The following is a 23,562-nucleotide window of genomic DNA, read 5'->3' on the forward strand; positions in this document are numbered from 1 at the left end:
TAATAGAGGTACCCGCCACGTGGATGGGCCGCATGAAGGCCCAGGCCGTCAAGACCGGCCATCGCATGGCGCCAATGGCGGACCAGGCCAAGGTGGCCACCGCACAGCGCATCGAAGACGCCCGTTACTGGGCGGCGCCGAGGCTCGACGCCGCGGCGCACGGGTTCGAGGATCAGGTCGCTCCCAAGGTCAGCAGGATGCTGTCGGCGGCGGCCAAGCGAATCGACCCCAAACCGTCCCGGTCACGGCGGTGGCCGACGATGGTGCTGCTGACCGGTCTTGCGGTCGGCGCGATCGGCTACATGGCCTACCGCCGCAACGCCCAGCAGTGGACCGAGCACATGAAGGACTCTGCCTCCGATGCATCACGCTGGGTCGGCGAGAAGGCGGACCGGACCGCGCATTCTGCGGACCGGATGGCGTCCAACGTGCAGAACAAGACGGACCAGGCATCGCACAACATGCCCTGATCCGGACCGGAAGCGCGCCTCCGCTCTCACGAGCGGGGGCGCGCTTCCGCGTTCCGGCCCCCGTTGACTCTTCACCAAGCGCTTGCTACAAAGCCGGGCATGGCGCTGTCACCACTCGACGATCACCCCGTGCACCAGACCGCCCAGGTCATGCGGCACGTCGCCACCTCCGACCGCAACTTCTACGACCGCTACTACTTCAACTGCCACGCAGGCACCGACGAGCTCATGCTGATCGTCGGCCTCGGCCAGTACCCCAACCTCGGCGTCACCGACGCCTTCGCCCTCGTCAGGCACGGCGACCTGCACCGGGTCGTGCGGGCCTCGCGCGAGCTGGGCCCCGACCGGATGGACACCGGGATCGGCCCCTTCCGGGTCGAGGTGATCGAAGGGCTCAAGCGGCTCCGCGTGATCCTGGAGCCGACCGAGCATGGCCTTTCCTTCGAGCTCGACTGGGAGGGGACGATCCCGGCGACCCTAGAACCCCGCCACCACCTGCGCCGGCAGGAACGGGTGATGTTCGACTCGGTGCGGCTCGCCCAGACCGGCCGCTGGTCCGGCAGCATCACCGTCGGCGACCAGGTGATCCCGGTCACCCCCGACCGCTGGCTCGGCACCAGGGACCGGTCGTGGGGCGTGCGGCCGGTCGGCGAGCCCGAGCCGCCCGGCATCCAGGCCAACGACCCCGGCACGTTCTACTGGCTGTACGCGCCGATGAAGTTCGACGACCACGCCATCCTGTGCATCATCCAGGAGGACCACCGTGGCCGGCGGCTGCTGGAGGAGGCCGTGCGCGTCTGGACGGACGGGCGGGAGGAGGAGTACCTCGGCCGGCCGGACTACCGCCCGGTCTACGCCCCGGGCACCCGGGACGTCGTGGACGCCGTGATCGCGTTCTCGCCGCCGGGCGGCAGGCCGTTCGAGGTGCGCTGCACGCCGGTGCTGCCGGTCCACCTCATGGCCGGCACCGGGTACGGGCTGGAGCCGGAGTGGCGGCACGGCATGTACCAGGGGCCGGGGCCGGTCGTGCAGGGGGTGACGTACCGGCTGCCCGACGACGCCGCCAGGATGTGGGGCCTGGTCGACGCCGTCGGCCGCTTCGAGTACGACGGGCTCGTCGGTTACGGGCTGTACGAGTACTGGGCGCTCGGCCCGCACCCGTCGTTCCCCGGCTGAACCTACTTGGCGGGCTCGGCCGAGGCGCACACGATGTGGACGACCTTGCCGGGGTCGTCCAGCTTCACGGCGCCCGGGGGAAGCTCGGTCGCGGGCAGCGCCGGCAGCATCCGCGCCGCCTCGCCCTCGGGAAGGGGGGCGCTCGGGGCCGCGGGTGCGGCCTCGCCCTCGGGAAGGGTGGCGCTCGGGGTGGTCGGCGCGGCCTCGGTGCCGGCCTGAGGGGCCGCCGGGGCGGCCGGGACCGAAGGCGTGGTCGGGGTGGCCTCGGTGACGGTCCCGGGGGCGAGTTCGATCACGCGGCCGCGCTCGGCCTTGAGTTCCGGCGCGCCGTCCGCCCGCTCCCCCTTCTCGGCGCGCATGACGAACACGCGGGCCACCGGGCCGTCGGCGAGCTTGATCTCCTTGCCGTCCGGCGTCCGGCAGGACACGGCCGCTGTGGTGACGGTGGTCGCGGCGGTGGCGTCGGGGGCGGGGGTTCCGTCGGCCAGGGCGGAGCCGCCCAGGCCCGCGAGCGCGAGCACCCCCACCGTGCCGAGGACCGCGAGACGTCGCTTGAACATGCATTCTCCTCAGTGGAATCCATCCGAACGCCCCGAGCGTGCTCGCCCGCACCTGAAGCGACCCTGAACGCGCCCTAGATGATCTTCAGGTTGGCTTTAGGTTCGCTCAGGCACTCTGGACGTCGTGCGAGTGCTGCTGGTGGAGGACGAGGAACGGCTGGCCGGCCTGATCAAGGGCGGGCTGGCGGGCGAGGGCTTCGCCGTGGACGTGGCCCACGACGGGCGCGACGGCCTGTGGATGGCGACCGAGAACTCCTACGACGTCATCGTCCTGGACGTGATGCTGCCCAGGATGAACGGCTACACGGTCTGCTCCCGGCTGCGCGAGGCGGGCGACTGGACCCCGATCATGATGCTCACCGCCAAGGACGGCGTCTACGACGAGGCCGAGTCGCTCGACAACGGCGCCGACGACTACCTGGCCAAGCCGTTCTCGTACGTGGTGCTGCTGGCCCGGCTGCGCGCCCTGGTGCGGCGCGGCGGGACCGAGCGGCCCGTGACGATCACGGTCGGCGACCTGGTGGTGGACCCGGCCGGGCTGCGCTGCCGCCGGGGCGGGGTGGAGGTCGGGCTGACGCCGAAGGAGTTCGCGGTGCTGCACGCGCTCGCCCGCCGCTCCGGCGAGGTGGTCTCCAAGAGCGAGCTGCTGGCCCAGGCGTGGGACTTCTCCTACGACGGCGACCCGAACATCGTCGAGGTCTACATCAGCGCCCTGCGCAGGAAGATCGACCTGCCGTTCGGCCGGACGACGCTGGTGACCGTCCGGGGAGCGGGCTACCGGTTGGAGGCGGCGTGAGGGCGCTGCTCGCGGGGCGGCCGAGGTGGGCGCGGGTGCCGGCCGGGCTGTCGTCGGTGCGGGTGCGGGCCACCGTCGCGGCGACGCTGGTGGTGGCCCTGGCGCTCGGCGTGGCCGCCCTGGTGCTGGTCATGGCGTTGCGCGGCACGCTGGAGGGCAACGCGGGCGAGGAGGCGGTCAGGCGCGCCGCGGCGGCGATGCCGTATGCGGAGACGGTGCCGGTCCTGCCCGAAGGGGTGACGCCGGCGGCCGGCACGACCGCCGCGCAGGCGAGCCCGACCCTGGTGGACGACCTGTCCGTGGTGCGGCTGGCCGATCCCGACCTCGTCCTGGCCGGCCGGGCCACCGGCTCGCCCGCCCTGTGGGCGCAGCCGGCCGACTACGCCGTCGCGGGCCTGCAGGTGAGCACGCCGACCGGCCCGGCCACGCTCTGGTCGCGGGTCTCCCTGGACGGCGTGCAGAAGGCCGTCCAGGCCCTGTACGGCGCGTTGCTGCCCGGCGTGCCCGCCCTGCTGCTCGTGGTGGCCGGGATGACCTGGTTCTCCGTGGGCCGCGCGCTGGCCCCCGTGGCCGCGATCAGGGCCAAGGTGGCCGACATCACGGCCCGCGACCTGCACCAGCGCGTGCCGGTGCCCGGCTCCAAGGACGAGATCGCGGCCCTGGCCACCACCGTGAACGGCACCCTCGACCGTCTGGAGACGGCCGTGGGCCGGCACAAGCGGTTCGTCGCCGACGCCGCGCACGAGCTGCGCAGCCCCATCGCCACCCTGCGGGCCCGGCTCGAACTGGCCGAGCCGAGCGAGCTCACCCGCGAGGCGCTGGCCGACGTCGAACGCCTGCAGTCGCTGGCCGCCGACCTGCTCATGCTGGCCAAGCTGGACGCCGGCGAGCCGCTGCGCACCGGCGAGCTGGACCTGGGTCAGGTGGCGGCCGAGGAGTCGCTGCGCGCCAGGCGGCGGCCGGAGATCAGGGTCGAGCTGGACATCGAGCCGGACGTGGTGCTGCACGGCTCCCGCGCCCACCTCGACCGGCTGGTCACCAACCTGGCCGACAACGCCGTACGGCACGCCGCCTCGGCCGTACGCGTACGGGTGCGCGCCGAGGAGGGCCAGGCCGTGCTGGAGGTGCGCGACGACGGCCCGGGGATCCCGCCGGAGCACCGCGAGGCCGTCTTCGGCCGCTTCACCCGCCTGGACGAGGCGCGGGCGAGGGACGCCGGCGGCGCCGGCCTCGGCCTGCCCATCGCCAGGGACATCGCCCACCTGCACGGCGGCACGCTCACGTACACGGACGCCGGTTTCGTGGCCCGGTTCCCCCTCGCGGAGGCGGCGCTCAGCCCCGTTTGACGGTCAGGGCGTAGTTCGTGCTGCGCTGGATGATCTCGAAACCGGCGCGGGAGTAGACGCGGACGGCTCCCGTGGGGTTGTCGGCGTCGACGCCCAGCGCGGTCGTGTCGAACCCCTGGGCGCGGAAGGCGGCCAGGGCGTGCGCGATGAGCGCGCCGGCCACGCCTTTGCCGCGCCACTCCCGGACCGTGCCGATGATCTGGATCCAGGCCCGGCGCTCGCCGGCCAGCTCGTTGTAGCCCTCGAAGGTGTGGGTGATGAGCGTGCCCACCGCCCGCCCGTCGTGCAGGGCCACGAACGACGACTCCGGCAGGAAGTTCTGGGATCCGACGATGTAGTCGCGCCAGCTCTCCGGGGTGTGCGGGACGCTGCCCCAGTGGTCGAGGAACGCCTCGTTGCGGACGCGGCGGGCGCCTTCGTCCAGGTCGGGCGACCAGGTGGTGACGGTCACCCCGGCGGGCGGCGCGAAGGCCGGCAGGTCGCCCGACAGCGAACGTCCCATGTGGGCGAACCAGCGGTTGGCGACGAAACCGGCGCCCTCGGCCAGCGCCTTCAGCCCGAGGTTGGTGTCGGGCGCGTAGAGGTGGATCTCCGGCTGCACGCCGGGGAAGGCCCGCTCGCTCAGCCCCGGCGCCGCGGCCAGGCTCCAGTCGACGATCCGCCGGCCGAGCCCGCGCCTGCGGTGGGCGGGGTGCACGCCGCCGGACAGCCGCATGACGTGGGTGTCGGTGACGGACTGCCGGGCCGGCAGGTAGCCGTAGGCGACGATCTCGCCGCCCTGCCTGGCCGCGAGCGTCCCCGCGGCCAGGTCGATCAGGCGGTGGCCGAGCTGCTCCCTGACGTCGTCGAGGTCGTGGACCTCGCCCGTGCGATCCTCGGCCTCGATCGCGGCCAGGAGGACGGCGAGCGCCTCGGCGTCGTCAGGGGTCAGCGGTTCCCACACCAGGCTCATGGCCAGCAGCCTAGGACAGCCGGGCGGAGCACCCCAATTCTGTCCCGATGCGGGCGATGCCTTCGGCGAAGCCCTTCCTCGTCCGCTGCGCGAACCCGATGAAGAACCGGTTGGCCAGGGGCACGGCCCAGCGTCCCCGCTCGGCCACGTCGTAGACGCGGTGCTCCACGCGGGCGCCCTCGGGGTGCGGGAGCACGGCCCACTCGCCGCGGTACCACCAGCCGCCCTGGTAGGCGACGGTGTACCCGTCCTTCTCGACGGTCATCGGGTGTGCGGGCAGCGAGCGCGTCAGGGCCTGCCACACCTGCTCGACCGGGGCGCCGACCACCCCGGCCACCTCGGTGATCAGCCGTTTCCTCACGGCTTGCGCACCCGGCTGTTCTGGAAGGAGGCGAACCGCCAGCCTTCCGGCGTGCGCAGCGCGGTCAGCGAGACGACGGACTCCCTCCTCGGGTCGGGCACGCCGTCCACCGACGAGTTGCCGCCGACGATCACCAGCGCGACGTCGTCGGTCAGCGGCCTGACGAGCGGCGCGGGGCCGCCCTCGGCGAGCTTGATGGAGGTCTCGAACAGCGCGCGGTGGGTCTCCTCGATCGCCTTCCTGCCCCGCAGGTGCAGGCCGAAGAACGTGATGTAGTCGGCGTCCTCGGTGAACAGGCCGGCGTAGGCGGCCGAGTCGCCGGCGTTCCAGGTCTCCGTCATCCGCTCCACCAGGCGGGTGATCTCTTCGGACATGGCACAGCTCCTTTCGTCGCGGCGCCTATCCTGGGAGTTGCGCGTCCGGGCAGGGCAGGCGCCGTGTTCGGATGTCCGGCCGTCGGGGTGTTGGCGCACCCCGGCGGCCCTTCTCTCACCCCTCGGTCGTGCTCGTCCAGGCGAGCTCGCCCTGGTCGAGCCGGTCGAGAAGTCTTCTGATCCAGGCGAGCTCGGCGGCGTGCAGCGCCTGCTCGCACTCGACCTCCAGCATGAGGATCTCGGGCAGGCCACTGTCGTGCATGGCCTTGATGTGTCCTTCCATCCCGGCGAGCGTGCCTTCCAGGGTGGCGGCGCGGGTGCGCAGCGCCCGTTGCGCCTCGGGCAGCGGCAGGCAGCCGATCAGCGAGATGGCCGCCACGAAGGCGCGCCGGTCGGGGTCGGGCTGCTCCAGCAGCCGCCGGAGCCGGGTGATCAGCTCCTCGCGGCCCTCGTCGGTGATCTCGTAGACCGTGCGCTCGGGCCGGCGGCCCTCGCGGCCGGTCGCGGCGGGGACGATCAGCTCGTCCCTGGCCAGCCGCTCGACCGCGTGGTAGAGGCTGCGCGGCAGGCCGGTGATGTAGTCCTTGTGCGTGTCGATGATGAAGCGGTGGAGCTCGTAGGGGTGGCTCGGGTGCACCGTGAGCAGGGCGAGCACGGTCAGGTCGACCAGGCTGTTGCGTGGCGCCATGTTGCCTCCCCCTATATTGCAGTTTGCAATATAGCTCACCTGTCGAGCTGGAGGAAGGCCCGCTCGATCGCCTGCCGCGACACCTCCTCCGGGTACGGGAACCGGGTGATCGAGTCGCGCAGCCCCTCCACGTGGGCCTTCGCGGCCAGCTCCGCCACCAGCGCCAGCTCGGCCTGCTGCTCCTGGACGAAGGCCCGGCCGACCACCGCGCCGTGCCCCGGCACGAACACCGGCTCGGGCAGCGCGGCGAGCATCGCGGCCGTCGTGTCCGGCCAGTCGAGCGGGTAGGAGTCGCCGAACGCCGGCGGCGCGCCCTCCTCGACCAGGTCGCCGGCGAACACCACGCCGGCGTCCGGCACGTGCACGACGATGTCGTTGCTGCTGTGGCCGAGCCCGAAATGCCGCAGGTGCACCATGCGTCCGCCGATGTCGAGGCTGGCCGAGACGGTGAAGGTGTGGTCGGGCGGCACGACGGCGACCTCCTCCATCTCCGCGCGGCGGTCGGGCAGCCGTTCCATGACGTCCGCGCGGTGCCGCTCGCCGTAGACGTCGATCTCCTCGGCGCACCGGACGTGGCTCCAGATCTCGGCGGGACGGAAGAGGGCGTTGCCGAAGTAGTGGTCGAAATGCGAATGGCTGTTCACGACCGTCCACGGGTAGCCGGTGATCGTCCTGATCGCGTCGATCAGGTCGGCCGCCTCCCGGTGGGAGCTGCGGGTGTCGAGCACCAGGCAGTGCCCGTCGCCCACGATCAGGCCCGTGTTCATGTCGAAGGACTCGTGGCGGCGCACGTAGACCCGGTCGCCGACCTCCTGCCACTGCTCGTTCATGGCAACGAACCTTACTTTTCGGACTTCCCGCCGGTCATCCCTGAAGGTAGGCCAGCACGGCCAGGACCCGGCGGTGGCCGTCGGACTCCGGCGGCAGGTCGAGCTTGGTGAAGATGCCGGCTATGTGCTTGGCCACCGCGGCGTCGGTGACGACCAGCTCCCTGGCGATCGAGGCGTTCGCGCGGCCCTCGGCGATCAGGGCGAGCACCTGCTGCTCGCGCGGGGTCAGCCGGGCCAGCGGGTCGCGCCGCCGGCGCAGGAGCTGGCGCACCACCTCGGGGTCCACGACCGTGCCGCCCGCGGCCACCCGGTCGAGCGCGTCGACGAACTCGCGCACGTCGCCGATCCGGTCCTTCAGCAGGTAGCCGACGCCCGCGCCGGCGCCGGACTCCAGCAGCTCGGCCGCGTACGTCTGCTCGACGTACTGGCTGAGCACGAGGACGGCCAGCTCGGGGTGGCGGCGGCGCAGGCCGAGCGCGGCGCGCAGGCCCTCGTCGGTGAAGGACGGGGGCATGCGCACGTCGGTCACCACGGCGTCGGGGCGATGCTCGGCGACCGCCGCGACCAGGGCCTCGGCGTCGCCGACCGAGGCCGCCACGGTGTGGCCGAACCGTTCGAGCAGCCCGGCCAGCCCCTCGCGGAGCAGCACGGCGTCCTCGGCGATCACGACGCGCACGGGATCTCCACTCGTACCAGGGTCGGGCCGCCCGGCGGGCTGGACACCGACAGTCTTCCCGCCACCACGGCCAGCCTGTCGGCCAGGCCGGTCAGCCCGGTGCCCCTGGCCGGGTCGGCGCCGCCGACGCCGTCGTCGCGCACCTCGACGGCCAGCGTGCCGGCCGCCGTCCGGGCGGTGACCGCGGCCCTGGTGGCTCCGCTGTGCCTGGCCACGTTCGCCAGCGCCTCGCTGACCACGTAGTACGCGGTGACCTCGACGGGCGCGGGCAGCCGTCCCAGCTCGTCGGCGTCCACGTCCACGGGGACGGGCGAGCGTCCGGCCACGTCGCGGATCGCCGCGCCCAGCCCCCGGTCGGTGAGCACCTGCGAGTGCACGCCCCGGATCAGCTCGCGCAGCTCGGCCAGCGCCTGCCTGGCCTCGCCGTGCGCCACGTCGAGCATCCGGGCCGTCGGCGAGTCGTCGGGCACGTCCAGCCGGGCGAGGCCGAGCGTCATCGACAGCGCGACCAGCCGCTGCTGCGCACCGTCGTGCAGGTCCCGCTCGATCCTGCGGCGTTCGGTCTCGAACGCGTCCACCAGGCGCGCCCGCGACCGCATGACCTCGCCCAGCTCCGACCCGGCCGGCGCGAGCACCGCCCTGACTATCGCGCCGCGCGCCCCGCCCCACGCCGTGATCGTGTACGCCGCCACCGGCAGCAGCAGCACCCCCGCCACGCTCCCCACGGCGGCCAGGACCGGTCCGGCCTCCGGCTGGACCACGGGGGACAGGATCAGCAGCACCGGCCCTCCGACGGTGAACCCCAGCATGACCAGGTCGATCCACCACATCGCGAACACCGTCATGACCGCGACGCCGATCTCCCGCCGGCGCCGGTCGGGCACCGGCGGCAGCGGCGGCAGCGGCACGGTGTCCACCAGGCGCAGCCGCACCCGTTCGAACCGGGCGATCAACGGCACGGCCGCCGCGAGCAGCACCGGCACGAGCAGCAGGCCGGCAGGCGGCCCGGCGAGCCCGACCGCGACGACCCCGAGGGCGACGGCCGCCCCCGGCACCACGCTGCCCAGCAGGTACGCCACGCACCGCCACGGCCAGGCCGACCGCAGGAAGCCGGGCGGCCGCCGGGTGAGCGCTTCGAGCGCGGTCCTGTTTCCCACCCGGTGACCGTATCCGGGGACGGGAACGGCCCGCAGTAGTGCAGGGTCTACCCTCGGCGGACTCAGCCCGCCATCAGCGGCTCGGCGGCGGTGCGCAGTTCGGCGCTGAACGGCGTGGGCCGGAAGGTCTGCGGGTCGAGGTTGACGTTGACGCGGTAGCCCTCGGCGTGCACGACCGAGCGGTCCTCGGACAGGACGCGGAAGCCGTACACGCCGCTGGTGCGGCCCATGCGGTCGATCCAGAAGTCGACCTGCACCTCGCCCGCGCCCATGACCGGCGCGTTGTAGGTGATCTTGAACTCGCGTACGGCCAGGTAGAGGTCCTTGAACTTGGAGACCGCCGGGTCGAAGCTCCAGCCCTGCTCGGCCCAGTAGGCGGAGATCGCGCGCTCGACCAGCAGGGCGTAACGCGAGTTGTGCAGCAGGCCCATCGCGTCGAGGTCGTCGAAGTGCACCTGGGCTGGCCGGGTCTGGGTCACGCGAGCTCCTTCAGTCGGTCGTGGACGGCTCGGCGGGCCCGCTCGAAGGCGGCCTCGCCCCTGCCGAGCAGGCGGGTGTGGGTGACCGCGGCCTCGCCGAGGGCGTCGATCTCGTACGCGAGCTGCGCCGGGTCGGTCTCCGGGGGCAGCTCCCCCAGCTCGACCGCCTCCCGGACCAGCCGCTCGATGAACCTCAGCCAGTCGGCCATCGACTCGGCGACCCGGTCCCTGACCGGGCCGGGACGGTCGTCGAACTCCACCCGCGCCGTGTAGAAGAAGCACCCGCCGGGCAGGACGCCTCTCTCGTAGAAACTCAGGCGGGCCTCATGCAGGGCCAGGACGCGGGCCACGCCGGGAGGGGCCTTGAGCGCGGGCTTGACGATCTCGTCGGTCCATTGGCGGACGGCCCACTCGATGGTGTCGAGCTGAAGTTGCTCTTTATCTCGCCAGTGAGCGAAAAATCCGGATTTGCTGACTCCGGCGGCTTCGGCGAGCCGGCCCAGGGTCAGCCCGTCCAGACCGTGCACCGAGGCCAGTGACACGGCCTGCCCGAGGATCGCCTCGCGGCTGCGCTGCCCGCGCGCCCGGCGACCGTCTTCCTTAACGTCGGCCATGCCGCCCAGCATACATTAACGACCGATCGTTCACATTGGTGGGGTCAGACCGACCATCCCGTAGCGCGCCGCGACCGCGTCGAAGATCTGGACCGCCGCCGCCGCGTCCGCGTCCACGAGCGGGCAGTCGAGCTGGGGATCGTTGCCGTCGAGCCCCGACTCCCGCTCGACGATCCGCGCCACCTGGTACATCAGGTCGACGACGTGGCTCGCGGCCTCACCGTGCCACCGGTACGGTACGCTGATCCCCCAGCCGCCCTCCCAGTGGTTCACGGAGATGCCGGTGCCTTCGTGTTCGAGCTCCCAGTTGGGCGGGTCGTCGAAGACCGTCACGTCACCGAGCAGCGCGCGGGCCTGGCTGACGACGTTGTTCCAGGCCGCCGGGTCCGGCGGGCGCGGCTCGTCGTCCTCCGGGCCGAAGTACAGGTCGTAACTCATGGTGGACGAAACTAGCGCCCATCCCCGACGAATCTCCGCAAAATACGCCGAACGACAACCACCCGACTCCCACGACCACCGACAGCAGGAGCAGGACGGTCACCCGGTAGCTTCACTGCGGCGGACGTCATGCTTCCGAGGTGAGCGGCCGGATCATTCGACCGCTGCGCGCTTGCGGAACTCCAGCCCCTCGAACATGCCCGACCTGCGCCAGCCGTCGATGTAGGCGAAGTACGCCATCGCCCCTTGCGGATGGCCGATGTTCAGCCGGCCTTTCATGCCGGCGTCGTGGCCCTCGTTGTTGTAGTAGCCGGGCGTGCAGTCGGCGGAGGCGCCCAGGATGCTCCCGGGGCCCGACAGCAGCAGCTCGATCCAGGCGTCCTCGGCCTCCCGGGTCGCCTCGACCTCGTCGAAGCCCTGGTCGAGCACGTGGCTGACGATCGTGGCGATGGTCCGGCCGGCCTCGGTGAGGTTGTGCGGGATGTTGGAGATGAGGTTCGCGCCCTGCGTGGGCTGGACGACGAAGGCGTTCGGGAAGCCGTGCACGTGGATGCCGTGCAGGGTGCGCATGCCATCCGCCCAGCGGTCGGTGAGGCGCAGGCCGTCGCGGCCGGTCAGCTCGTAGCCGGCGCGCCGGGTGTAGTCGGTGGTCACCTCGAAGCCAGAGGCGTAGATGACGCAGTCGACCTCGTACTCGACGCCCGCGGCCACCACCCCGCGCCCGGTGACGCGCTCGACGCCCTTGCCGTCGGTGTCCACCAGGCGGGTGCCCGGCACGTTGAAGGACTGCAGGTACTCGTCGTGGAAGCAGGGACGCTTGCAGAGCTGGCGGTACCAGGCCTTGAGCTTCGCGGCGGTCTCCGGATCGGTGACGATCGCGTCGACGCGGGCCCGGATCTCCTCCATCTTCTCGAAGTCGGAGTCCTCGTACGCCTGGGCCATCTTCTCCGGGGTCAGGTCCTCGGGCGGCAGGGCCGCGATGCGGGCGCGGACGCGGCGGGCGATGTCGGTCCAGCCGTCCATCACCAGGTCCTCCTCGACCAGGCCGCCGGTCTGGTTGCCGGTGAAGTTCTCCAGCCAGCGCTGTTGCCAGCCCGGGGTGGCGATCTCGGCGAACCAGGCGGGGTCGGTGGGCCGGTTGTCGCGTACGTCCACCGAGGAGGGGGTGCGCTGGAACACGTACAGCTCGGCGCAGGCGCGGGCCAGGTGCGGCACGCACTGGACGGCCGTCGCGCCCGTGCCGATGACGGCGACGCGCTTGTCCGCCAGCCGGTCCATGGGCGCGCCCGTGGGATCGCCGCCGGTGTAGTCGTAGTCCCAGCGGCTGGTGTGGAACGAATGCCCGCGGAAGTCGTCGATGCCGGGGATGCCGGGAAGTTTCGGCACGTGCAGCGGGCCGATGCCCATGACCACGAACCGGGCGGTGAAGGCGTCGCCCCGGTTCGTCCGGACGGTCCAGCGCGACCGGGACGCGTCCCACTCCAGGTCCTGGACCTCGGTGTGGAAGAGCGCGTCGTCGTACAGGCCGTAGTGCTTGCCGATGCGGCGGCAGTGTTCCAGGATCTCGGGGGCGTGCGCGTACTTCTCCGTCGGCATGTGGCCGGTCTCCTCCAGGAGCGGCATGTACACGAACGACGCGGTGTCGCACTGGGCCCCCGGGTAGCGGTTCCAGTACCAGGTGCCGCCGAAGTCGCCGCCCTTCTCGACGATCCGCACGTCGCCGACCCCCGCCTCCCTGAGCCGGGCGCCGGTGACCAGCCCGGCGAACCCGCCGCCGACGACGGCCACCGTCACGTGGTCGGTCTTCGGTTCGCGCTCGGTCCTCGGCGTGTACGGGTCGTCGAGGTAGTGGGCGAAGCGGCCGGTGAGGCGGACGTACTGGTCGTTGCCGTCCGGGCGGAGCCGCTTGTCGCGCTCTTCGAGGTATTTGCGGCGGAGGGCTTCTTTGTCCATACGTCCTCCGGGGACGAGGTTCCGAATTCCAGAATGTCATTCGCGAATCTCGTTCGACAAGGCCCGCGGACGGGCGAAGCGGGCCCGCAGCCGGCCGAGGACCGGCGGACCGCCCGCGAAGCACCACAACGCGATCACCGGATCGCAGATGGCGCAGCCGAAGGAGGAGTCCGCGGCGAAGGGCAGCAGCGGGCTGCCCTGGAGGTGGTGCAGCACGTCCCAGGCGGTGTGCAGCAGCCAGCCGATGCCGATGAACGTCCAGCTCTCCAGCCCGCGGTAGGCGACGTACGTCATCACGACCGGCAGCAGGAACTCCCAGTAGCCGAGCCCGCCGCCGCTCAGGTAGGCGGCGCCCGCGCCGGCCACCAGCACGGCGTTGGCACGGCGGCCGTGCGGCTCGGGGATCAGGGAGACGAGGGAGACGGCGACCAGGCCGATCAGGATCGGCATGAGGATGGACATGGGCACTTCCTGCTGGTTTCGGGGGAACGCAGCCAGGCTAGGCGGGCCGCCCGGCCCCTCCCAGAGGGTGACTCGACAAACTCCGACGAGTTCCCGCCAACCGTCCGCCGCCTGGCCTAGCGTGTCCGCATGCACACTGTGGCGGTCCTGGCCCTCGATCACGTGGTGGCGGCCGACCTGTCGATCCCGGTCGAGGTGTTCGGCCGGGCCCGGCTGGCCGACGGGAGCCGCCCGTACCGGGTCCAGGTGTGCGCGGCGACGCCGCAGGTGCCCGGCGACGCCTTCACGATCGTCGCGCCCCACGGCCTGGAGGCGCTGCGCACCGCCGACACGATCATCGTGCCCGGCTGCTCTGAGCAGGCCGTCCCGCCGGGGCCCGAGGTGCTCGCGGCGCTGCGCGCGGCGGCCGCCGCGGGCACCCGCATCGCCTCCATCTGCGTGGGGGCCTTCACCCTGGCCGCCGCCGGGCTGCTCGACGGGCTGGGCGCGACCACCCACTGGATGGCCGCCGACCGGCTGGCCGAGCTGTTCCCCGACGTCGACGTGCGGCCCGACGTGCTCTATGTCGACAACGGCCAGATCCTGACCTCGGCCGGCGCCGCGGCCGGGCTCGACCTGTGCCTGCACCTCGTCCGGCGCGACTTCGGCTCGGCGGTCGCCGCGGACTCGGCCCGCCTGTCGGTGACGCCCCTGGAGCGGGAGGGCGGCCAGGCCCAGTTCATGGCGCACACCCGGCCGCCGGTGCCCCAGGGCTCGCTGCTGGAGCCGGTGCTGGCCTGGATCGAGGACAACCTCGACGGCAAGGTGACCCTGGCCGCGATGGCCGCACACTGCGGGATGAGCGAGCGCACGTTCGGCCGCCGCTTCCGCGAGCAGACCGGCACCACGCCGCTGCAGTGGCTGCTGCGCGCCCGGGTGCGGCGGGCACAGCTCCTCCTGGAGACCACCGACCACGGCGTGGAGCGGATCGCCACGCAGTCCGGGTTCGGCTCGGCGGTCGCCCTCCGCGAACGGTTCAAGCGGGTGGTCGGCGTGCCGCCGCAGTCCTACCGCGCCGCCTTCCGGCCTCTCGTCACGAACGCGTTTCCGGCTCTCGTCACGGACCCAGCGCCGTGAGCGCGCTCTCCCAGACGTAGGTGTCGTTGCCGTCGCCCGCGCTCGGCGCGTGCGGCTCGAACTGCCCCGGCCCGATCAGGACGCGCACCCCCTCCGACCGCAGCTCCTCGACGCTGCGCCGGAAGGGCGCGCGGGAGGCGAGCGCGCTGTTGACGAACGGCAGCACGACCACGGGGATGCCGAGCCCCGGAGCCTCGGCCAGCAGCCCGAGCGCGTAGGTGTCGGCGACGCCCATGGCGAACTTGTTGATCGTGTTGTACGTCGCCGGGGCGACGATGATCGCGTCGGCCCTCGGCGGCCTGGGCTCGTCCGGCCTGCGGTAGCGGCTGCGGACCGGGCGCCCGGTCAGGCGCTCCAGTTCCGGCACGTCGACGAAGCCGAGCGCCGACGGCGTGGCGACGACCTGGACGTCCCAGCCCGCTTCCTGGGCCGGGACGACGAGCCTGGCCACGTCGCCGGCCGGCCCGGCCGCGCACACGATGACATAGAGACTGCGTGCCGGTGTCTTCACGGTTGAGATCGTAGGACGCCCGCCGTCCCCTCGACGTCGCGCACGCGGGCGGCGACCTCCGGCGTGAGGTGCCGGGCCAGCACCTCCAGGGCGGCGGTGACCTCGCCGACCGCCTCGGGGCCCGGATCGGGCAGGACGGCGGCCAGGGCGTCGTCGATCGTGGCGGCCCTGACCTCGGCGACCCGGGCGGAGGGCGTCGCCGCGGGACGGATGAGCCGCCGCCGCCGGTCGGCCGGATCGGGCACGCCCTCGATCGACCCCGTGGACTCCAGCCGGGCGACGGCCGTGGACACCTGGCTCTGCGGCAGGCCGGTCCGCGCCGCGATCTCGCTGACCGTCGTGCCGGGGTGGGCGACCACGTCGCCGAGGACGACGAGCACCGTACGGACCGAGCCCCGGGGGCCGTCGCCCTTCGGCTGGGGCATCGCCTGCTCGCCGATCTTCATGAGGGTGCGGCCGAGCAGGAACAGTTCGACTCCGTTCATGAAGTCATGATACATCTATATCGATGCATCGATTTCGATGCTTTTTCTCGTCGAAGGAGACCCGCATGAACGCCCTTCCCGTCCCAGGCGCCACCCTCCACTTCCAGGTCGAGGGCAGCGGCCCGGTCCTGTTGCTGTCGCAGAGCGGCGAGGGCGACGCCGATCGCACCGCCGACCTCGTGCCGCTCCTGTCCGACGCCTTCACCGTCGTCACCTACGACCGGCGCGGCCTGTCGCGCAGCACCCTCGACCCCGCCGCGCCGCCCGTCACCATGGCCGACCACGCCGACGACGTCGCGCGGCTGCTCGCCGAGGTCGCCGACGGGCCCGCCCTGATGGCCGGGTTCAGCATGGGAGGCGCGATCGGGCTGCGGGTCGCGGCCCGCCACCCCGGCGTGCTCGGCACGCTGGTCGCGCACGAGCCCGTGCTGCCGAACCTGCTGCCCGCCGCCGGCCGCGCCGAGCACGTGGCCGAGCTGGCCGCCATCCAGCGGGCGTACGCGGACGGGGGGCTGGCCGCGGCCGTCCCCGCGATCACCCGGCACCTCGGCATCGACCCCGGCCACGACGAGACCGAGGACGGGCTCACCCCGCAGCCGCTCACGGCCAGGCGGCAGGCTAACTTCGGGTTCTTCATCGGGACGGAATTCACGGCCGTCATGGAGGACGACCTCGCCCCTGCGGAGACGGTGGGCACCGGGACCCGGGTGATCCCGGCGATCGGCCTGGCCACCCGGCCGTCGGTGCACACCTACCGCTGCGCGCTCGCGCTGGCCGAACTGCTCGGCGTCGAGCCGGTCACGCTGCCGGGCGGCCACAACGGCAACACGGCCTTCCCGCGCGCGACGGCTCGGGCGCTCAAGGAACTGCTCGCTCCGCGTCACGTCCAGGCGTGAGCGTACGGGCGGCCAGGTGGACACGCGGTCAGCGGCCGCAGGTGCGGAGCATGTTGGACAGCGCCACGCGCTCGCTGCGCGTCACGAACAGGCGGTAGTGGTGTTTCACGGTGATCCACGAGGTCGCGTAGCGGCACCAGTAGGCCCGGCGGCGCGGACGCCAGCTCTGCGGCCCCTGCCCGCCCTTGGCGATGTTGGCGGAATGGCTGACGGTGACCAGCTCAGGACGGGTGAGGTCGTTGGCGAAGGCCCGCCGCCGCGCCTGGCTCCACCTCTTGGCGCCCGAGCGCCAGGCGTAGGCCAGCGGGACGACGTGGTCGACGTCCACCAGGCGCTCGCTCTTCAACCGCCGGCCGTCGTACGGGCTGTACCAGACGCCCTTCACCGGATGGCAGGCCGCGTTCCTGCGCACCCGCCGCCCGTCCCGGGCCAGGACGGTTTCCCGTACGTCACACCGTCCCTTGTGACGCCCCCACCCGGGCTGGAACCGGCGGTGGGTGTAACCGCGCAGGGATAAGGGCCTGGCCACCCGTAGCTGGGCCAGCATGCGGCGGGCCCGCGCCGCGCTGACCTCCGCGCCCGCACGGGCGCGTGCGCCGGACTGCGCGGCGGCCGGCTGCGGCGCGGCGACGACCTCGGTGATCGGGATGACCAGAAAGGCGAGGACGGCCATCAGCACGGCCCGTCTCAGGAAGATCATGCTTTACCCCATACCCACCCAGGACGGACCTCCTCCAAGTAGATGGCCAGCCCTCCGCAAGTGGGGGTGCGTACCTTCCCGAACCATGAGAAAGCTCCCTCTCCTCCTCGCCGCCCTGACCGCCGCGTCCGCCGTCGCGCTGCCCGCGAGCGCGTCCCTCGCGTCGGCCTCCTCCACCGCCTCTGCCACCTCCACCACCTCCGCCGCCGCCGGGAAGACGCTGTCCTTCCGGGGGATGACGCTGCGGATCCCCGCCGACTGGAAGGTGTACCGGTCGGCCGGCCACGTCGTGGTGGTGACCGGGTTGTTGTGCAAGAAGCCGGAGCCGTTCGCGCCCGACTGCGAGAGCTTCTGGATCTTCGGGCCGAAGGAGTACACGAACGTGCCGGTCGGCGGCGGTTCCGTCACGTACACGGGCAAGCAGCAGTTCCATCCGTTCAGCGGGGTGATCCCGTGCCCGTTCAACTCCAACCTGAGCTGGTATCCCGGCGAGAAGGCGTCCTACCGCGGTCTGCGGCCGGTGGGCGCCGGGCACAAGGCGAAGTACACCACCTGGCCGAACCGCTGCGTGACCAACGACACCGGCCGCACCACCTCCAGGTGGAACGAGAAGGAGTGGTTCCTGCCGCAGTCCGGGATCCTGGTGGTGGACGCCTGGAACACCTACGGGCTGGCCGGCGTGCTCAAGCGCGCCACCTGGAGCTGATCCCGCACGTCCCGTTTCCGGCACCATGGGCGGTGGTGTGGTGATGCGGGGTGAGGGATGACGAGCCGGTTCTTCATCGGTGAGGGGTACGCGTCGTACCAGGGGCCGTCAGCGGACAACTCGCTCCATCGTCACGCCGCCTACCAGGTGACGGCCGCCGTGGAGGGCGAGGTGACCGTCATCGACGAGCGGGAAACGTGTCATCGCGGGCCCGCACTGATCATCCCGCCCATGGTCCGGCATCGCATGCCGGGGGCGCCGGACGTCCGCATCTGGTTCGTCGAACCGCAGTGCTCGTACGCCTCCGTCCTGCGCGACCGCTGCACCCCGGCCCGCTCGCCTGGCTCCAGCCTTCCAGCCACGAAAGGCACCTCCCCCACCGGCTCCCGCGTGGCCCCCTTCGGCTCCGGCTTGGCGTCCGTCCGTGAGGTGATCACCGTGGCCGCTGATCTGCGTGCTCCCAGTGAGGAGGACTTCCGTCTGGTCGCGGAACCTCGGCCGTCCGGGGAGCTGGATCCGCGCCTGGTGATCGCGATGGAGGCGTTGACGTCGCGGAACCTCCTGCTCGCCGACGCGGCCGCGCAGGCCGGGCTCTCACCCCAGCGCCTGCGCGCCCTGGCCCGGCTGCAACTCGGCATGCCGCTCGCCCGGTGGCGGATCTGGCGGCGGCTCACCCGCGCGGCCCACGCCCTGGCCGACGGCCGCTCGATCGCCGAGGCCGCGCTCGACGGCGGCTTCGCCGACCAGGCCCACTTCCACCGGCAACTGCGCGACATGCTGGGGCTCACGCCGGCGACCGTGCTGCCGCTGCTGCGCCGGTCAGCCGCGGCCGGCCACGTAGACGGAGATTGAGCCGGTCACCGTCCGCACGACCTCCGCCTCCCGGACGTCCGCGAACCCCGCGTCGGTCATCAGCTCCGGCAGCACGCCGTCCGCGTTGGGCTGCGTGTCCCGCACCCCGTCGGCCAGTTGCACGACACGGAACGCCAGCCGCATCGACGCCGTCCGCTGCCACCCGTAGTCGGCGATCACCAGCTTGCCGCCCGGCCGCAGCACGGCGTGCATCGAGGCGAGGATCGCGCGTTTCATCGGAAGCGGACATTGGTGGAGGACCAGGCTCGACACCGCCGTGTCGGCCGACCCCGGCCCCAGCAGGCCGGTCAGCGCGTCCCCCATGCCGAGCAGCCACTCCGGGGACGTACCGCTCGCCCTGCTCTTGCGCCGCGCCTGGGCCAGCGTCTCCGGATCGGGGTCGACGCCGACGATCCGGGCCCGCGGTTCGAGGCGGTGGAGCAGCACGGCCTGCGACCCGGTGCCGCAGCCGACGTCCACGATGGTCTCGTCGGGCCTGGGGGCGACGTGCATGGCCACCAGACTGCGCCACAGCCGTTCCCGCGTCAGGGCGACGACCGGGTCGTACAGGCGGGTGAACTTCAGGCGTCCGAGTGCGGGGGTGAAGGTCTGTTGCGACATGAGCGCAGTCTCAGCCGTACGCCGGCCCGCGGTCTTGAACAGAACGCTCGCGCCTGGACGCCGCTACTCGCATTCCCGGGTGCGGGCTTCGACGTTCCGCAGCCCGTATTCGGACCTGAGCCGCGCCCCTTGCAACACGCACTCGTGGTCCCACACCTGGCTGACCCCCGGCATCTTCGCGAGCCGGTGGCGCCAGGGACCGCGGTTCACCTCCGGCTGTATCGACAGCAGATACGACTCGGGTATGTCCGACACCCTGACTGCCGCGATCAACGTCTCATTGTCCGCGTACGTCTCGGCGAAGCGGCGATAGGCCGTCCTCTGGTCCTCGAATTCATACGATTCCAGGCCGGGAATCCGCTCGATGACGGCGACGATCGCCTTCTTCTCCTTGGCGGTGGCGGCTTTCCTGTTCGCCCCTCCCCGCCCGTGCCGGCACTCGGGCCCGGAGGCATCGCCCACGCAGAGGAACACGGAGACCTCCACATTCCAGTACGACCGGGTCACGCGACGGTTCTCCAGCTGATCGACCACCAGCCCGACCCCGGGCCGCCGATCCACCGCGCTCACGACGCGGGCCCGATCAGCCGCCTCGGAGACCCGGATCCAGAACGACTCCGGCATGTCCTTGGCCCGCACCTCGGCCAGCATCTTCCGCTGACCGGCGAACTCCCGCCGGAACTCCGCATGGGCCGCCGCCCGGCTCACGAACCGCACCTCGGTCACGCCGGGCGTGGAGTTCAGGAAAACCTCGACGTCACGCCGCTGTCCCGCCGTCGCATGCCGTTTGTCACACCTGTGCGCGGAGGGCGTACAGAGGAACACCGCGATCTCACCGTTGTCGGCGGCGACGTCCGCGGGACCGGGCTCCACCTCGGCCGACGCGGCCTGCCCCGCCATTCCCGACAACGCCACGACACTCGCGACCAGCACCCGCCATAACCAACGTCTCACCGGACTCCTCGCATCACGAAAACATTCACCTGCGCCTGCGCAGGCGACGCTGACGTACCGGCGCGGTCTGGGAATCGTAGCCGGACCATCGCAACATCAAGATGGACAGGCCGACGACCGCGGTCACCACGCCGGAGACACAGGCCAGAAACGCCAGAGCGCTCTCGCCGTCCGGATCGCCAATGCCGGACGGCCTGGTCTCGACCCATTCGCCCGTCGCCCATCCCTGTGTGGCGACCAGCACCCCGAAGAGGGTCGTGACCGTCCCCAGCAGATATCCAGGGGTCCGCGCCCACACCCCCTTCACGGCGAGCACGAGCCCCACGACCAGCGCGATCGGCACGGTGACGAACTGTCCCGTCTCCAGTGCCATCAGCGCGGAGAGCCGCGCATGCTGAAAACCGTCCCCGCGCGCCGGCAGCGTCAGGAACAGGCACACCGCGGCACCGGCCAGAAGACCTATCGCCAACAACCGGAGCATCGCCACGAGCAGCATGATCCCGGACCAACCCACCGAACCACCAGACGTTTCCCATACCCGTCACCCGCGGACCCGCCCGCTCCGAACCGGGTGGTACGGTATGCGTCATGCGGATGATCCACTCATTTCTCGGCTGGTGGCGCCCCTAACCGGGCGGCACTGCTCATCCGCGCAGACCTGACAAAGCGGCCGCCCCGTCCCGGGCGGCCCGTCGGTGTCCACATCTCTCGGCCGATCCAGGACGACAGGCGGCTCCCGACCTGAGGGAGCTCCACCGATGCCACGACGTCTCACGGGTTTCACGCCCTCCGGCGACCTGCACCTGGGCAACTACTTCGGCGCCATCGCCCCGATCATCGCCGGTCAGACCACCACCGACACCGTCGTCTTCATCTCCGACCTGCACGCGCTCACCCTGGACCACGACCCCACCCAGGTGCACCGGCGAACCCTGGAATTCGCCACCCTGCTGCTCGCCGCCGGCACCGACCCCGAGTCCTGTCTGTTCCTCGTCCAGTCGCACGTCCCGGAACACACCGAACTGCACTATCTGCTCGAATGCACCACGGGCTACGGCGAGGCCCAGCGGATGATCCAGTTCAAGGAGAAGTCCGGCCGCCAGCAGCAGGTCCGCATGTCGCTGCTGACGTACCCGATCCTCATGGCCGCCGACATCCTGCTGTACGACACCGACGAGGTCCCCGTCGGCGAGGACCAGCGCCAGCACGTCGAGCTGGCCAGAACCGTCGCCCAGCGGTTCAACACCCGGTACGCCCCCGTCTTCACCATGCCCACGACGGTCAACCCGCCGGTGGCCGCCCGTCTCATGGACCTGACGTCGCCGACCGACAAGATGAGCAAGTCGGCCGCCACGCCGGGCGGCGCCCTGCGCCTGCTCGACGAGCCCGACGTGCTGCGGCGCAAGGTGATGCGCGCGGTCACCGACGCGGACAACACGGTCGCGTACGACCCCGACCGCAAACCCGGCGTCTCGAACCTCCTGGCCATCCTGGCCGCCTGCACCGGACGCGCCCCCGAGGACCTGGCGTCCCGGTTCGACCGCTACGGCGAGCTCAAGGAGGCGGTGGCCGACGCGGTGGTAACCACCCTCACCCCCATCCGCGACCGCTACCTGCACCTGTCGGAGGACCCCGGCCACGTCCGGAAGGCGCTGCGGGCCGGCGCCGAACGAGCCCGCGACCTGGCCGGCGCCAAGATCCGTCAGACCAAGGCAGCCATCGGCCTGCTCCCCGCCTGACTGCGACACCACCGCGCACCACGCCCGCCTCCGGTCCCGCGCCGGAGGCGGGCCCGCGTCACCCGCCGATCAGGACATGGGCCCCGTCGGAGCCCTCACGAATCCGGCCGAGCACCCGCAGGAAACGACGACCGTGCGGATACAGGCCGTTCTGGGGAAGCCAACCGGTGGTGCGGCTGATGCCGGCCTCTTGCAGATCCTGTCGGACGCGCCTGCCCAGCAGGTCGGCGACCGCCTGCCCATGGCGGCCGCGGGTGATGGTGAACGCGGTGAGCCTGCACGTGTCCGGTGACGGCTGCTGCAACTGGATCTCCACCGTGCCGAGCACTTCTCCGGTCACCGGATCGCCCGGCGGACGCTTCTCGTAGGCCCAGCGGCGAAGGTCCCACACGCGCGGTTCGTCGTGGGGTTGCGCCTGTCGTACGTGTGTCTGGCCGTCGTCCCCCACCACGGCGACGTACCGGACCCGGTTGTCGGAGCACGGCGTGAGGTGCGGGTGATCACCCGAGCAGAGCGGATCCCAGTGGTAGGCGAACCAGATCAGCGACGAGGCGAGCTCAGGGTAGGCGCCGGCCCATCGGTCGTCGAAGAAGAACCACTGTTCGTACGTCCCGTGGCCGTCGTGGGCGAACAGCTGGGCCACGTGTTCACCCGTCCGGACGACGGTCCCGTCGCGATCGGCCCTCAGATCGGCCTCCACATCGGCCTCCAGGAGCCGCAGCGCCTCGGCATGCGAGTGGGGCAGGGCATGATCCTCGCCCGTCCCCCGCGGGTGCTCGGGCCATCGGCTGCAACGCTCCAGCGCGGCCGCTACGCCGTCCTCGCCGGGCGCGACCAGCAGGCGCAGAACCTGCAGCTCTTCAGGCCAGTCCGCGGTGGAGGCGTCCAGGTCGCGCAGCGCCGCACCGAACTGCGACAGTCGCACCCCGGGCAACGCATGAGTGGGATTCCAGCCGATGCTGTCGTGCCTCGCCTCGCAGGTGAGCAGTACCGCGAAGACGCAGCCTTCCCCCGCAGCCGGTCGGCCGGTCAGCTCGGTGACCCGCAGCGGCGGCGTGAACGTCGTGCCGCCCGCGACGGGCTCAGCCACCTCGGGCAGCGGCCCGTCGTGCACGGCGAACGCCCACCGCTCCGGATCCGCCACGACCGCGGCGTCATCGACGAGATAGTAGGCCACGTCATAGTTCAGCCCGTTGGCGAGGACGCGAACGCTGTGCTCGTCGACGTTGCACTGATAGACGTCCGGGATCCGCGTTCTGGCAAGAGTGCGCAGCTCCCGCATGGTCGCGGGGGCCGGGCCGCCCTCCGAGAAGAGCCATGGCAGCCCGTAGAGATCCGCTCCCAACTCCCGTACGAGCCAGTCATGGGCATCCTGGCCGGCGGCATCGCTCCAGACGTTCCGGACCCACTCCAGCACCGTCGGCTCAGCCAGGCGCCGGACCGACTTCCCCAAGATCCCTTGGTCCCAGGATCGATAGACCACGTACACGGGCGGCCTCCCAGCCGAGCAGCATGATCATGGTCACATTGCCCGAGCTTGTCGGCATTCACAACTCGCGTGAGGCAGGCCATCGGTCAAGGCGGGAAGACAGGCTCGCCGCTGTCGTACAGACGGGCCCCGGACGTCATCCGGGCCCATCTCGGTCAGGG

Annotated in this window: 29 protein-coding genes; 9 read left to right on the plus strand and 20 right to left on the minus strand. The window is 71.8% G+C overall.

Features of this window, described 5'->3' with window-relative positions; genetic code table 11:
* Window positions 1-32 precede the first annotated feature (32 nt).
* Entirely contained in the window at window positions 33-470 is a 438-nt protein-coding gene (locus ACIBST_RS47275) for a hypothetical protein (RefSeq protein ID WP_352363324.1), read from the plus strand.
* A 99-nt stretch (window positions 471-569) separates the two neighbouring features.
* Window positions 570-1,646 (plus strand): hypothetical protein, encoded by a 1,077-nt coding sequence (locus tag ACIBST_RS47280; RefSeq protein WP_397180002.1) that lies wholly within the window; start codon window positions 570-572, stop codon window positions 1,644-1,646.
* Between the two features lie 2 nt (window positions 1,647-1,648).
* On the opposite strand, the gene ACIBST_RS47285 is transcribed toward ACIBST_RS47280, so the two are convergent.
* Window positions 1,649-2,206, minus strand: coding sequence for a hypothetical protein (locus ACIBST_RS47285; RefSeq protein ID WP_397180003.1), 558 nt, complete (start codon window positions 2,204-2,206; stop codon window positions 1,649-1,651).
* A gap of 124 nt (window positions 2,207-2,330) precedes the next feature.
* On the opposite strand from ACIBST_RS47285, the gene ACIBST_RS47290 reads away from it, so the two are divergent.
* A complete protein-coding gene (locus ACIBST_RS47290; RefSeq protein WP_397180004.1) occupies window positions 2,331-3,002 on the plus strand; it encodes a response regulator transcription factor in 672 nt (223 codons plus the stop codon).
* A complete protein-coding gene (locus tag ACIBST_RS47295; RefSeq protein WP_397180005.1) occupies window positions 2,999-4,348 on the plus strand; it encodes an ATP-binding protein in 1,350 nt (449 codons plus the stop codon). The genes ACIBST_RS47290 and ACIBST_RS47295 overlap by 4 nt, the downstream gene beginning before the upstream one ends.
* On the opposite strand, the gene ACIBST_RS47300 is transcribed toward ACIBST_RS47295, so the two are convergent.
* The 12 genes from ACIBST_RS47300 to ACIBST_RS47355 all read right to left on the minus strand — a co-directional run bounded on the left by ACIBST_RS47300 (window position 4,335) and on the right by ACIBST_RS47355 (window position 13,332).
* A complete protein-coding gene (locus ACIBST_RS47300) occupies window positions 4,335-5,300 on the minus strand; it encodes a GNAT family N-acetyltransferase (RefSeq protein WP_397180006.1) in 966 nt (321 codons plus the stop codon). The two genes, ACIBST_RS47295 and ACIBST_RS47300, sit on opposite strands and share 14 nt — an antisense overlap.
* A 10-nt stretch (window positions 5,301-5,310) precedes the next feature.
* A complete protein-coding gene (locus tag ACIBST_RS47305; protein WP_397180007.1) occupies window positions 5,311-5,661 on the minus strand; it encodes a hypothetical protein in 351 nt (116 codons plus the stop codon).
* On the minus strand, window positions 5,658-6,035 hold the full coding sequence (locus tag ACIBST_RS47310; RefSeq protein ID WP_397180009.1) for an SgcJ/EcaC family oxidoreductase: 378 nt from the start codon (window positions 6,033-6,035) through the stop codon (window positions 5,658-5,660). Before ACIBST_RS47310 ends, ACIBST_RS47305 begins: the two co-directional genes overlap by 4 nt.
* A gap of 115 nt (window positions 6,036-6,150) precedes the next feature.
* Entirely contained in the window at window positions 6,151-6,723 is a 573-nt protein-coding gene (locus tag ACIBST_RS47315) for a PadR family transcriptional regulator (RefSeq protein WP_397180010.1), read from the minus strand.
* Window positions 6,724-6,758: 35 nt separating this feature from the next.
* On the minus strand, window positions 6,759-7,553 hold the full coding sequence (locus ACIBST_RS47320) for an MBL fold metallo-hydrolase (protein WP_397180011.1): 795 nt from the start codon (window positions 7,551-7,553) through the stop codon (window positions 6,759-6,761).
* A 34-nt stretch (window positions 7,554-7,587) separates the two neighbouring features.
* The gene (locus ACIBST_RS47325; RefSeq protein ID WP_397180012.1) at window positions 7,588-8,229 is read right to left on the minus strand and encodes a response regulator; all 642 of its coding nucleotides are present in this window, start codon (window positions 8,227-8,229) and stop codon (window positions 7,588-7,590) included.
* Window positions 8,217-9,386 (minus strand): sensor histidine kinase, encoded by a 1,170-nt coding sequence (locus tag ACIBST_RS47330; RefSeq protein WP_397180013.1) that lies wholly within the window; start codon window positions 9,384-9,386, stop codon window positions 8,217-8,219. Before ACIBST_RS47330 ends, ACIBST_RS47325 begins: the two co-directional genes overlap by 13 nt.
* Before the next feature lie 62 nt (window positions 9,387-9,448).
* A complete protein-coding gene (locus ACIBST_RS47335; protein ID WP_397180014.1) occupies window positions 9,449-9,865 on the minus strand; it encodes an acyl-CoA thioesterase in 417 nt (138 codons plus the stop codon).
* Entirely contained in the window at window positions 9,862-10,479 is a 618-nt protein-coding gene (locus ACIBST_RS47340; RefSeq protein WP_397180015.1) for a TetR/AcrR family transcriptional regulator, read from the minus strand. The genes ACIBST_RS47335 and ACIBST_RS47340 overlap by 4 nt, the downstream gene beginning before the upstream one ends.
* A gap of 30 nt (window positions 10,480-10,509) precedes the next feature.
* Complete coding sequence (locus ACIBST_RS47345) at window positions 10,510-10,917, minus strand: hypothetical protein (protein WP_397180016.1); 408 nt, start codon at window positions 10,915-10,917, stop codon at window positions 10,510-10,512.
* A gap of 153 nt (window positions 10,918-11,070) precedes the next feature.
* Window positions 11,071-12,870, minus strand: coding sequence for a flavin-containing monooxygenase (locus tag ACIBST_RS47350; protein ID WP_397180017.1), 1,800 nt, complete (start codon window positions 12,868-12,870; stop codon window positions 11,071-11,073).
* A gap of 36 nt (window positions 12,871-12,906) precedes the next feature.
* Window positions 12,907-13,332, minus strand: coding sequence for a DUF6010 family protein (locus ACIBST_RS47355; RefSeq protein WP_352363358.1), 426 nt, complete (start codon window positions 13,330-13,332; stop codon window positions 12,907-12,909).
* A gap of 129 nt (window positions 13,333-13,461) precedes the next feature.
* On the opposite strand from ACIBST_RS47355, the gene ACIBST_RS47360 reads away from it, so the two are divergent.
* Complete coding sequence (locus ACIBST_RS47360) at window positions 13,462-14,448, plus strand: GlxA family transcriptional regulator (protein WP_397180018.1); 987 nt, start codon at window positions 13,462-13,464, stop codon at window positions 14,446-14,448.
* Here the strand turns inward: ACIBST_RS47360 and ACIBST_RS47365 are convergent.
* Window positions 14,429-14,959 (minus strand): flavoprotein, encoded by a 531-nt coding sequence (locus ACIBST_RS47365; protein ID WP_397180020.1) that lies wholly within the window; start codon window positions 14,957-14,959, stop codon window positions 14,429-14,431. The two genes, ACIBST_RS47360 and ACIBST_RS47365, sit on opposite strands and share 20 nt — an antisense overlap.
* Window positions 14,956-15,444, minus strand: coding sequence for a MarR family winged helix-turn-helix transcriptional regulator (locus ACIBST_RS47370; protein ID WP_397180021.1), 489 nt, complete (start codon window positions 15,442-15,444; stop codon window positions 14,956-14,958). Before ACIBST_RS47370 ends, ACIBST_RS47365 begins: the two co-directional genes overlap by 4 nt.
* A 65-nt stretch (window positions 15,445-15,509) precedes the next feature.
* Here ACIBST_RS47370 and ACIBST_RS47375 point away from each other — a divergent pair, with 65 nt between their 5' ends.
* On the plus strand, window positions 15,510-16,340 hold the full coding sequence (locus tag ACIBST_RS47375; RefSeq protein WP_397180022.1) for an alpha/beta fold hydrolase: 831 nt from the start codon (window positions 15,510-15,512) through the stop codon (window positions 16,338-16,340).
* A 28-nt stretch (window positions 16,341-16,368) separates the two neighbouring features.
* Here ACIBST_RS47375 and ACIBST_RS47380 read toward each other — a convergent pair whose 3' ends face one another.
* Complete coding sequence (locus tag ACIBST_RS47380; protein ID WP_397180023.1) at window positions 16,369-17,040, minus strand: HNH endonuclease family protein; 672 nt, start codon at window positions 17,038-17,040, stop codon at window positions 16,369-16,371.
* 85 nt (window positions 17,041-17,125) lie between these two features.
* Here ACIBST_RS47380 and ACIBST_RS47385 point away from each other — a divergent pair, with 85 nt between their 5' ends.
* Both ACIBST_RS47385 and ACIBST_RS47390 read left to right on the plus strand, forming a co-directional pair.
* Complete coding sequence (locus tag ACIBST_RS47385) at window positions 17,126-17,746, plus strand: hypothetical protein (protein ID WP_397180024.1); 621 nt, start codon at window positions 17,126-17,128, stop codon at window positions 17,744-17,746.
* A gap of 57 nt (window positions 17,747-17,803) precedes the next feature.
* Window positions 17,804-18,598, plus strand: a complete 795-nt coding sequence (locus ACIBST_RS47390) for a helix-turn-helix domain-containing protein (RefSeq protein ID WP_397180025.1) — start codon at window positions 17,804-17,806, stop codon at window positions 18,596-18,598.
* On the opposite strand, the gene ACIBST_RS47395 is transcribed toward ACIBST_RS47390, so the two are convergent.
* From ACIBST_RS47395 to ACIBST_RS47405, 3 genes are all read right to left on the minus strand, one after another.
* A complete protein-coding gene (locus ACIBST_RS47395) occupies window positions 18,566-19,219 on the minus strand; it encodes a class I SAM-dependent methyltransferase (protein WP_397180026.1) in 654 nt (217 codons plus the stop codon). The genes ACIBST_RS47390 and ACIBST_RS47395 overlap by 33 nt on opposite strands.
* 63 nt (window positions 19,220-19,282) lie before the next feature.
* Window positions 19,283-20,152, minus strand: a complete 870-nt coding sequence (locus ACIBST_RS47400) for a permease-like cell division protein FtsX (RefSeq protein WP_397180027.1) — start codon at window positions 20,150-20,152, stop codon at window positions 19,283-19,285.
* A gap of 46 nt (window positions 20,153-20,198) precedes the next feature.
* Window positions 20,199-20,669, minus strand: a complete 471-nt coding sequence (locus ACIBST_RS47405) for a hypothetical protein (RefSeq protein ID WP_397180028.1) — start codon at window positions 20,667-20,669, stop codon at window positions 20,199-20,201.
* A 262-nt stretch (window positions 20,670-20,931) separates the two neighbouring features.
* Between ACIBST_RS47405 and trpS the strand changes: the two genes are divergently transcribed.
* Window positions 20,932-21,912: a tryptophan--tRNA ligase gene (trpS, locus tag ACIBST_RS47410; protein ID WP_397180029.1), complete on the plus strand. Its 981-nt coding sequence runs from the start codon at window positions 20,932-20,934 to the stop codon at window positions 21,910-21,912.
* A 58-nt stretch (window positions 21,913-21,970) separates the two neighbouring features.
* On the opposite strand, the gene ACIBST_RS47415 is transcribed toward trpS, so the two are convergent.
* A complete protein-coding gene (locus ACIBST_RS47415; protein ID WP_397180030.1) occupies window positions 21,971-23,401 on the minus strand; it encodes a hypothetical protein in 1,431 nt (476 codons plus the stop codon).
* Window positions 23,402-23,562 lie beyond the last annotated feature (161 nt).

This window comes from Nonomuraea sp. NPDC049684 (assembly GCF_044465345.1).
GTDB lineage: Bacteria > Actinomycetota > Actinomycetes > Streptosporangiales > Streptosporangiaceae > Nonomuraea.